The organism is Isoptericola sp. NPDC060185 (assembly GCF_042728595.1).
GTDB lineage: Bacteria > Actinomycetota > Actinomycetes > Actinomycetales > Cellulomonadaceae > Isoptericola.
Genome location: NZ_JBHWYY010000033.1, coordinates 35,652 through 45,498, shown reverse-complemented (window position 1 = coordinate 45,498; position 9,847 = coordinate 35,652). Strand labels below are relative to the sequence as shown.

Annotated in this window: 6 protein-coding genes; 1 reads left to right on the top strand and 5 read right to left on the bottom strand. The window is 73.7% G+C overall.

Going from position 1 to position 9,847, the window contains the following annotated elements; genetic code table 11:
• Window positions 1–114: 114 nt before the first annotated feature.
• The 5 genes from glf to ACFWDO_RS12410 form a co-directional block, all read right to left on the bottom strand.
• On the bottom strand, window positions 115–1,251 hold the full coding sequence (gene glf, locus ACFWDO_RS12430; RefSeq protein WP_380317869.1) for a UDP-galactopyranose mutase: 1,137 nt from the start codon (window positions 1,249–1,251) through the stop codon (window positions 115–117).
• 25 nt (window positions 1,252–1,276) lie between these two features.
• Window positions 1,277–3,139, bottom strand: coding sequence for a glycosyltransferase (locus ACFWDO_RS12425; protein ID WP_380317866.1), 1,863 nt, complete (start codon window positions 3,137–3,139; stop codon window positions 1,277–1,279).
• 10 nt (window positions 3,140–3,149) lie between these two features.
• The gene (locus ACFWDO_RS12420; protein ID WP_380317863.1) at window positions 3,150–4,985 is read right to left on the bottom strand and encodes a glycosyltransferase; all 1,836 of its coding nucleotides are present in this window, start codon (window positions 4,983–4,985) and stop codon (window positions 3,150–3,152) included.
• Window positions 4,986–4,994: 9 nt separating this feature from the next.
• The gene (locus ACFWDO_RS12415; protein WP_380317860.1) at window positions 4,995–6,218 is read right to left on the bottom strand and encodes a hypothetical protein; all 1,224 of its coding nucleotides are present in this window, start codon (window positions 6,216–6,218) and stop codon (window positions 4,995–4,997) included.
• A 133-nt stretch (window positions 6,219–6,351) separates the two neighbouring features.
• Window positions 6,352–8,367, bottom strand: a complete 2,016-nt coding sequence (locus ACFWDO_RS12410) for a peptidoglycan recognition protein (protein WP_380317857.1) — start codon at window positions 8,365–8,367, stop codon at window positions 6,352–6,354.
• Window positions 8,368–8,518: 151 nt separating this feature from the next.
• Here ACFWDO_RS12410 and ACFWDO_RS12405 point away from each other — a divergent pair, with 151 nt between their 5' ends.
• Entirely contained in the window at window positions 8,519–9,832 is a 1,314-nt protein-coding gene (locus tag ACFWDO_RS12405) for a SpoIID/LytB domain-containing protein (protein WP_380317854.1), read from the top strand.
• Window positions 9,833–9,847 lie beyond the last annotated feature (15 nt).

The window sequence follows — 9,847 nt, the reverse complement described above, 5'->3', positions numbered from 1 at the left end:
GTGCACACCTCCCCGCTGCACCAGCCCGGCACCGGCGACGCGGGCGGCATGAACGTCTACATCTGTCAACTGCCTGTTCGGCACCCCCCGGAGGGCTCGACTACATCATCACTGTCAGGCGGTGAGCTTGTTGTCCACCATGGAGAGGGCGGAGCCGATGGCCATGTGCATGTCGAGGTACTGGTACGTGCCCAGGCGGCCGCCGAAGTGCACGTCGGGCTCGTCGGCCATCAGCTCGCGGTAGCGCTTGAGCCGCTCACGGTCGGCGGGGGTGTTCACCGGGTAGTACGGCTCGTCGCCGCGCTCGGCGAAGCGGGAGTACTCGCGCACGATGACGGTCTTGTCGCTCGCGTACTCCCGCTCGGGGTGGAAGTGGCGGAACTCCAGGATGCGCGTGTACGGCACCTCGGTGTCGGCGTAGTTCATCACCGGCGTGCCCTGGAAGTCGCCCACCGGCAGCACCTCGCGCTCGAAGTCGAGCGTGCGCCAGGACAGCGACCCCTCGGCGTCGTCGAAGTACCGGTCCACCGGGCCCGTGTACACGACCGGCACCTGCCCCACGACGGCCTTCTTGCTCACCGGCTGCGCGTCGTCGAAGAAGTCGGTGGACAGCCGCACCTCGATGTTCGGGTGGTCGGCCATCCGCTCCAGCCACGCCGTGTACCCGCCGGTCGGCAGGCCCTCGTGCGTGTCGTTGAAGTACCGGTTGTCGTACGTGTACCGCACCGGAAGGCGCGAGATGATCGACGCCGGCAGCTCGCGCGGGTCGGTCTGCCACTGCTTGGCCGTGTACCCCTGGATGAACGCCTCGTACAGGGGCCGCCCGATGAGGGACACGCCCTGCTCGTCCAGGTTCGACGGCCGCTTGTCCCCCAGCTCCGCGGCCTGCTCGCGCACCAGCGCCCGCGCCGCGTCGGGGCCGTGCGCCGACCGGAAGAACTGGTTGATCGTGCCGAGGTTGATCGGCATCGGGAAGACCTCACCACGGTGCGTGGTGTACACGCGGTGCACGTACGACGTGAACGCCGTGAACCGGTTCACGTACTCCCACACCCGCTCGTTCGAGGTGTGGAACAGGTGCGCCCCGTACCGGTGCACCTCGATCCCCGTGTCCGGGTCCGTCTCGCTGTACGCGTTGCCGCCGAGGTGGTCACGACGGTCGATCATGAGCACCTTGCGCCCGCGGTCGGCCATCCGCTCGGCGACGGTCAGGCCGAAGAGCCCGGTGCCGACGACGACGAGGTCGGTCATGCTGCTGCCTCCAGGTCGGGGGTGGTCAGTCGGGCTCGTACCCGCCGCGCAGGCGGGTGTACGCGCGGTACCCGGCCTTGCGGACGGCCTCCGGCACCACGCGGTAGCCGGCGCGCACCACGACGTTGCGCACCATCTGCGGCCCGGTGAGGAACCCCTCGGAGTGCAGGGTGCGCTGCAGCGCGAGCTCGGACGCGAGCAGCCGGCGGCCGCCGCGGCGCGCGTAGGCGCCCGCGCCGACGCGGTACAGGACCAGCGGCTCGACGACGTTCTGCGCGTCGGCGCCGCCCGCGATCATGCGCGCGAACAGGAGGTAGTCCTCCATGAGGTCGAGGTGCTCGTACCCGCCCGCGGCCGCGACGGCGGAGCGCCGGTACACGACGGACGGGTGGTTGAACGGGTCGCGGAACCGGGCGGTGGTCGCGATGTCGGCGCCGGTCGGCGGCACGCGGACCATGCCCGGGTCGTGCTCGTCGTCGTCGAACTCCTGGATCGCGGAGCCGACGATGTCGCAGCCCGCCGCGACCAGCGGCACCTGCACGGCGAACCGCTCGGGGCGGGAGATGTCGTCGGCGTCGGCGCGCGCGACGATCTCGTGCTTGCAGGCCTCCAGCCCCGCCTCGAGAGCGCGGGCGAGGCCGACGTTGCGCTCGAGCGGCACCAGGGTGACGGGCACGTCGGTGAGCTCGTGCAGGCGGCCGAGGACGGCGGAGATGTCGGCGCCCACGGGCCCGTCGCGCACGACGACCACCTCGTCCGGCCGCAGCGTCTGGTCGCGCGTCACGGACAGGAAGCCGCGTTCGAGGTGGGCCGCGTCGTCGCCCGCGTACACGGGCAGGAGCACGGAGAACCGGTGGTCGTCGAGCGCGCCGGGCGCGGCCGCGGCACGGGGGGCCGCGGCGGGGCCCGCCGCCGGCCGCGGCACGGACTCCTGCCGCTCGGCCCGCCCCAGCTCGACCCGCGCGACGCTGAGCGCGGCGGGCCCGACGCCGGCGAGCACCTCGGTGTCGGCGCGGGGGCGGCGCACGACGCCGTGCCACAACCCGCGCCCGCCGGCCTTGAGGAGGGTGCCGCGGTCGGAGGAGCGCGCCACGGTGCGGGCCCAGCGCCGCAGGGTGGACCCGCCGTACAGGACCCGCTCGGACAGGCCGAGCGCGGACGAGCGCGTGAACATCCAGACCTTGTTGCGCACCTCGTAGTAGAAGCGCGGGCCCGGGTCGTGGTCGGTGCCGACGAGGCGGGCCGTGCGGTGCTCGACGACGCTGCCCGGCACGTACAGGCCGGTGCCGCGGCGCAGCATGCGCGTGGAGTACTCGAAGTCGTCGTTCCAGATGAAGTAGTCGCTGACGGGCAGCCCGTGCTGCCGCACGGCGCGCGCGTCCACCATCATCGACACGAACGACATCGACCGGACCGGCACGGCTCCGGCGGCCCGCGCGCGGTTCAGCTCCGCGGGCGACGCGCCGGGGCGGGTGCGCGGCGTGTTCATCGGGTGGTCGCTGCCGTCGGTCCACACGACGCGGCTCGCCATGGCGGTGACGTCGCCGGCGTAGGCGTCGCGCGCGCCGAGGAGCGCCTCGAGCGCCGTCTCGGTGGGGACGGTGTCGTCGTCCATGAGCCATACGAGGTCGGCGTCCAGGTCGGCGACGGCGGTCGCGATGCCGACGGCGAAGCCGCCCGCGCCGCCGGTGTTGCGCTTGAGCGCGACGACCTCGGGGGCGCTGGGGTGGGACCGGGCGACGTCGAGCGCGTCGTCGGTGGACGCGTTGTCGACCACGAGCACCCGGTCGACGGGCCGGGTCTGGGCGGCCAGCGCGTCGAGGGCCGCGCCGAGCAGCGCGGACCTGTTGTACGACACGACGACCGCGACGACGGAGGGGGTGGACATCCTGGTCATCCTAGTGGGGCGCCCGGGGTGCGAAGGTCGCCCGCCAGGTCTCGGGGTCGACGAGCGCGGGCGCGGCGGCGCGCCACCGCGCGGACACGGGTCCCCACCGCAGCGCGAGGCGCACGTGCGTGGCGACCGTGGCCCCGAGCAGCCGCCAGAACCGCCGCGGGTCGCGCCGCAGCCAGGTCCCCGAGGCGCCGTCGCCGGCCAGCACGAGCACCGAGTCGTGGCGGGGCGTCTCCCACCAGGTCGCCTGCTCGCGGGTCAGCACGGACGCGGGGACGGACCCGCCGCGCGCGGGCCGGAGCTGGCGCAGCAGCCCGGCGGCCGCGAAGCGCGCCAGCGCCGCCGACGTCGGCTTCTCCCCCGGCCCGCCCGCCCGGGCCCGCCCCGCCGCGGCGTCGAAGGCGGGGTCGCCGGCGCGGTGCACCGTCGTCTCCGGGTACGCGGCGCCGACCGCCCGCGCGGCAGGAACCACGCGCTCGAGGTCGGCGTGCAGGTCGCCGGGCCCGGCGAGCACGTCGCGCAGGGCGCGGACGTGCAGGTCGACGGCGTAGTACCGCATCCCGAGCAGCAGCTTGAGGTCGTTCGCGAGCAGCAGCGGCAGCAGCAGCCCGGCCCGCGGCCGGCGTGCGCGCAGCAGCGCGGCGGCCACGCGGTTGCGCACGTGCAGGTAGGCCTGCCACTCGACGGTGTCGTCCTTCTCCGTCCACGCGACGTGCCACAGCGCGGCGCCCGGGAACGAGACGGTGGCCCGGCCGGCGTCGCGGGCCCGCAGGCCGAACTCGGCGTCGTCCCACTTGAGGAACAGCGGCAGGGACAGCCCGACGGCGCGCAGGACGTCCGTCGGGATGAGGCACATCCACCAGCCGTTGAAGTCGCTCTGGCCGCGGGCGTGCAGCCAGGGGGTGTCGCGCAGGGTGCCGGCGGCGAGGTCGTGCCACTGCTGGTCCGCCTCGGGCGGCCCCCAGTTGAAGCTGCGCTCGTGCACCACCTCGCTGAAGGAGTTGAGCACGGTGGGGCGGTGCAGGTCGAGCATGTGCCCGCCGACGACGACGGGCGTGCGCGCGGCGCGGTGGAACCGGATCGCGCGCAGCAGCGCCTCGGGCTCCACCTCCACGTCGTCGTCGAGGATGAGGACGGCGTCCGCCGCGGGCCGGTCCAGCGCCTCGAGCATGCCGCGCGAGAAGCCGCCCGACCCGCCCAGGTTGCGCTGCTCGATGACGGTCAGCCGGTCGCCGAGCGCGGCCGCTGCCTCGGCGTACCCCGGGTGGTCGGCGACGCGGCGCGAGCCCTGGTCGACCACCAGCACCGTGCCGACGGCCTCCGCGAGCGCGGCGGAGCCGGCGATCCGCTCCAGCGTGGCGACGCAGAACTCCGGCTTGTCCATCGTGGTGATCGACAGGCACACGTCGCCGGTGCGGCGCGGGGCCACGTCGACCAGCCAGCGCGCTCCGGTGACGACCACCGCGTCGTCGCCCGCGTCGACCTCGAACCAGAGCCAGCCGCCGTCGGCCGCACCGGCGACGTCCGCGTCGAGCGCGACCGTGCCGCCATCGGGCGCCACCTGCGCGGCCGCGACCGCGCTCGCGGCGCCGCTCGCGTCCGAGCGGACCAGGCGCACCTCGCCGGGTCCGGAGGCGTCGACCTCCAGCCGCACGGCCGCGACGCCGGCCCACCGCACCCAGTACGACGCCGGGAACGCGGAGAAGTAGGTGGCGAACCCCTGGGTGGATCCGGCCGGCACGCGGACGGTGCCGTGCTCGACGGCGGCGGGGCCGTCCTCCACGACCAGGGCGCGGCGGTCGGCGGGGGTGGACAGGATCAGCTGTTGCGCGAGATGCACCGGGTGAGCCTAGCCGCGCTGCACGCGCCGCTTGGCGCGCGAGCCGAGCGCCCGGACGAGCTCGCGGCCGCTCGCGTCCGCGAGCGCCTTGCTCCTCGTCAGCTCGCCGCGGAGCGCGGCGTTCTCCTCCTCCAGGCGGGCGACCTCCTCGCGGGCGGTGGCCAGCCGGTCCTCGTCGCGGCGCCCCTGCCGGGTCACCCCGAGGATCGCCTCGACGGCGGCGTCGATCGGCACGACGGCGCTGCTCAGCGGCGCATCGTCGCTCGACGGCACCTCGGCGGTCAGGAGGTCCAGGTCTCCGACCACCCGGACGCCGGACTCCCGGATCTGCGAGACGGACCGCGCCGCCCGTTCGTGCGCCACGTCGGCGGCCCACGTGGGCAGGACGAGCTTGGTGTCGTGCTTGCCCGGCTTGCGGCGGGTGAGGACGGAGACGGACGCGCTGTCGCGCAGCCACTTGCAGTACTCGAGCCACGTGAGCTGCTTGCGGAGGCGCTTGTTGAGCGCCCGGAAGAGCTCCGCCTCCTCGAGGGACAGGCCGCGGTTGCTCGACCTGCCGTCCAGCTTCGCGGTGCCCAGGAGCCCGTGCTCGATCCCGAGCATCGACTCGAACGCGTCGAACAGCAGCGCGGGCGTGGACTTGTCCACGACGACGACCGTGACGTTCTCCGGGCCGAAGGCCTCCGCCCACCGCGTCACGACCCGGCCCTGGTCGATCCGGTCGCGGAAGGAGCTCAGGGCGGACGCCGGATCGTCCGACATCACGCCCTCGAGCCACTTCTGGAAGGTGGCCGTCTCGCCCTCCTTGGTCATCTGCTGCCACAGCGAGGGGAGGATGGAGGCGTAGTTGCGGAGCGTCACGACGACGTGCGCGCGCTCGCCCAGCTCCTCGCGCCACCGGGCGGCCGTCGCGTCGTCGGCGTTCGCGCCGAACTCGTGCCCGATCCAGATCCGGTTGTCGGTGTCCCGGTCGATCTCGGCGCGCAGCTTGCGCCAAGCCCCCTCGACGGGGGTGGTGTCCCAGCCCCAGTGGTGGCCCATGAAGTCGTTCACCGCGCTGCGGTGGTTGAAGGTGCTCCCCGGGTAGCGGACCCCGCGGGCGAGCAGCTCTGGCCGCAGCGCCGCGGCGGCGTTCTGCAGGCTCGTGGTCCCGGTCTTCATCAGCCCGATGTGCAGCAGCAGGGCCCGCTCGGGCAGCTGCAGCGACTCGGACTGGCCCGCGCTGGTCGACATCCCATCTCCTCCAGGACCGTCTGGTCCCCCCTCGACACCGGTTCGTCGCGCCGAAGGTAACCGGCGTCCCTGCACGCAGGCTGTGCGCTCCGTCGCGACGCCCGGCCGGGTCCCCCTTGCGACGACCGCGAGGCTACCAGCGCGCCAGGGAGATGTGGCTGACCCGCACCTTCTTCCCGTCCTTCACCTTGCGGAGGGTCACGGTGCCGTCCTGGTGCCCGGAGAGGACGAGAGAGAAGATCCGGTCGCCGTCCGACGGCTTGTTGAAGTCGAAGGTGCCGCGCACCGCGCCCCCGACGAGCACCTGGAGCTTGCCGTCACCGGGCGCCGTGGCCCCGCGCACCACGACGCGGTGCACCTCGTTGGCGCTCTTGAGGCTGATCGTCGCCCCGCCCTTGGAGGTCTGGTAGGCGTAGTCGCCGTAGTACACCGGATGGTGCACCTTGCTCCAGCCGCTCGAGAACGACCACGACCTCGGCAGGATCGTGGTGGTGGTCCACACCAGGGTGGTCATGGGCCCGCGGTGGTACTTCTGCCCGACGGCGCGCACCGCGAGCTGGCGTGCCGTGCCGCGCTTGAGGTTCACGGTGACCGACGTCGCCGTCGTGGCCTTGAGCACCCGCCAGTAGTTGGTGGACGGCATGTCGGAGCTCCAGTGCGCCTCGCGGTACAGCACCTGGTAGTAGCGCGCGCCGGACACCGCCTTCCACCGGTAGGTGGCCTTCGTGGACCACTGCACGGGCGACTGCGACGCGGACGGCGCGTACCGCTTCGGCGCCGCGACCGCCCACCGGATGGCCCCGTACTTCTTGATCGCCGCCTGCCGCCGCGCCTCCGCCGAGCTGCGCAGGCTGCCCATCTTCGCGGCCAGGTAGCGCCCGGGGCAGGCGGTCTGGTTCGTGGTCTTGTGCATGAGGACGATGGGCACCTTCACCGTGCTGCCGGGTCTCGCCCGCGTGCCCGACCCGGTGCTGCTGCCCGTGACCAGCGTGGTGGTGCCCTTGGCGTTGAGCTTGTACTGGTACGCCTTCCAGCCGATCACCTTGGACAGCGCGGTGAGCAGGGCGCTGGTGGGCTGCGCCGTGTCGAAGTTGCCCATCGCGGACACCCCGATCGTGCCCGTGTTGTAGCCGCCGGCCTGCGCGCCGATCGGGTTGTCGGTGCGCGCGTCCTTGCGGCCCTGGAAGACGTTGCCGTAGCGGTCCACGAGGAACTGGTAGCCGATGTCCGGCCACCCGCGGGACTTCGTGTGGTACGCGTAGATGCCCCGCACGAGCGCCGCCGACTGGCTCTCGGAGTAGCTGTTGGTGCCCGCCGTGTGGTGCACGTAGATCGCCTTGAGCGCCCTGGAGGTCTCGGGCCAGCTGCCCGCCAGCGACTCGTCGGCGCCCCAGCCGGCGCGCGTCACGATCTTGGGGCGGATCTCGAAGCCCGTGCCGGCGCTCGCGGACGACGGAGGCGCTCCGTCGTCGCCGACCAGGGCGTCGGCGCGCGACGTCCCCGGGTCGACGACGTCCACCTGCAGCCCGCGCGGCGATCTGCCGTCCGCGGTCCGCACGCGGGCCTGGACCCCGTCGGCGCCGGTGGAGACGATCGGTTCGGTGCCGGCGCGCCCGCCGTCGACGGTGACGCCGTCCAGGCCCAGCGCCTGCCACGCGCTCCAGCGGCCGTCCTCGCGCAGCCGCACGGCGACCTCGGTGACCTCGCTGGGCGTGGCGGAGTCCCAGGTGACGCCCGCGACGAGGAAGTCCTGCGTCGTGGTGCGCTCGCTCAGCGCGGCGAGCGCTCCGTCATCGGGCTCCTCGTGCGGGAGGGCCGTCGTGCCGCCGCCGGGAGCCACCTTCTTCGCGGTCTCGGCCGCGGAGGGCGCCTCGTGCTCCTCCCCCACGGCGGCGTCCAGCGCGCCCTTCTGGTGGCGGGCGTCGGTGTCGACGCCGCGCACGGGGACGTGCTCCACGTCCGGGGCCACGGCGTGCGCCTCCGGCACCGGGAGGGAGACCGTCGGGAGGACGACCCCGGCGAGCGCCAGCGCCAGCACCGTCGTCGTGGTGACGCCCGTCCGCGCCGCCGCCCTGGCCCTCGACCGGGCCTGCGTCCCGGCCTGCTTCCCGGGCGTCCCGTCGTCCGGGCTCGTGGTGGTGGTCGTCATGCTCGTCTCCGCTCGTCCGTCATGGTCGCGCCGGGCATCTGACCCGCCCGACGATAAGGAGTGCCGGGCGCACAGGCACGCCGAGAGCGCCGCCCCGTTCCGGATGCTGGGCCCCCGCCCCTGGGGCACAGTGCAAGAGGGGGTGGTCACGATGAGCAAGGGACGCTGGGCGCGCCGCGCGGTCGCGGGGGCGGTGGCGGCACTGGTGACGCTCGCGGGCGGGACGGTGGCGGCGACGTCGGCGCAGGCCGCGGTGCCGAGGTCGTTCACCCTCACCGGCTCGGGGTTCGGCCACGGCGTCGGGATGCCGCAGTACGGCGCGTACCAGATGTCGCGGCAGGGCAACCTCGGCCGCGACATCCTGCGGTACTACTACCCGGGCGCCGCGGTGTCGTGGAAGACGACCCCCAAGGACGTGCTGGTGCAGGTCTTCGGCCCGGACCCGGGCGGCTCGACGGCGTACGGCGACCGCAAGGCGTCGACCACGGTCACGGTCACGGGCGGCGACTGGCGGCTCCGCAGCGCGGCGGGCACCACCCTGGCCTCCGGGACCGGGACCACCACCCTCAAGGTGGCCGCGACCGCCGCGGCACGGACGCGCGTCACCGTCGGGACGAAGTCGTACGAGGGCGCGCTGCTGCGCATCCACTGGTCGGGCACGCGCTACTACAAGCCGACGGGCAAGAAGGCGGTGGCGACCGTCGCGGGCACGCACGGTTCCTACCGCAACGGCCGGCTGACGGCGACGGTCCAGCAGGGCTGGACCAACCTCACCAACGACGTGCTGCTCAACACGGAGTACCTGTACGGGATCGCCGAGATGCCGTCGTCGTGGGGCCTGAACGGCGGCTTCTACGCGCTCTCGGCCCAGGCGATCACCGCCCGCTCCTACGCCATGTCGAAGCCGTCGCTGCGGGCCGGGTGCCGCTGCAACGTCGTCGACGACGTGCGCGACCAGTACTACTCCGGCTGGAAGAAGGAGAGCGAGGGCACGGACGCGAAGTACGGCAAGGTCTGGACGTCCGCGGTCCGGGCGTCCGTGCGGAGCGCCACGGAGGCGCGCGTGCTCACGTACGCAGGCGCGCCGGTCGCGGCGCACTACTACTCCTCCAGCGGCGGGCGGACGGCCAACTCGGAGGACGTCTGGGCCGCCGTGATCCCGTACGAGCGGTCCGTCGCCGACCCGTACAGCAAGGCCGCCCCCGGCAACTCCTACGCCTCGTGGACGCGCACGATCACGCAGGCGCAGGCCCGCACGCTGTTCGGGCTCGGGGACGTGAAGTCGATCAAGGTCACCGCGAAGTGGTCCAGCGGGCAGCTGCGCACGCTGGTCGCGACGTCGTCGACCGGGAAGACCGCCACCGTCACCGGCAAGGCCGACGTGATGCGCGCCAAGGTCGGCGCCCGCACGACGGCCGGCTCGATGCCCGCCGCGTGGATCACCCGGATCACCGCTGTGGCGTAGCCGCGCCGCTCAGCC

Bases quoted from the DNA above. Each gene is read 5' to 3' on its own strand.
- ACFWDO_RS12405 (WP_380317854.1), top strand. From the start codon at position 8,519: ATGAGCAAGGGACGCTGGGCGCGCCGCGCGGTCGCGGGGGCGGTGGCG.
- ACFWDO_RS12425 (WP_380317866.1), bottom strand. From the start codon at position 3,139: ATGTCCACCCCCTCCGTCGTCGCGGTCGTCGTGTCGTACAACAGGTCC.
- ACFWDO_RS12410 (WP_380317857.1), bottom strand. From the start codon at position 8,367: ATGACGACCACCACCACGAGCCCGGACGACGGGACGCCCGGGAAGCAG.
- glf (WP_380317869.1), bottom strand. From the start codon at position 1,251: ATGACCGACCTCGTCGTCGTCGGCACCGGGCTCTTCGGCCTGACCGTC.
- ACFWDO_RS12415 (WP_380317860.1), bottom strand. From the start codon at position 6,218: ATGTCGACCAGCGCGGGCCAGTCCGAGTCGCTGCAGCTGCCCGAGCGG.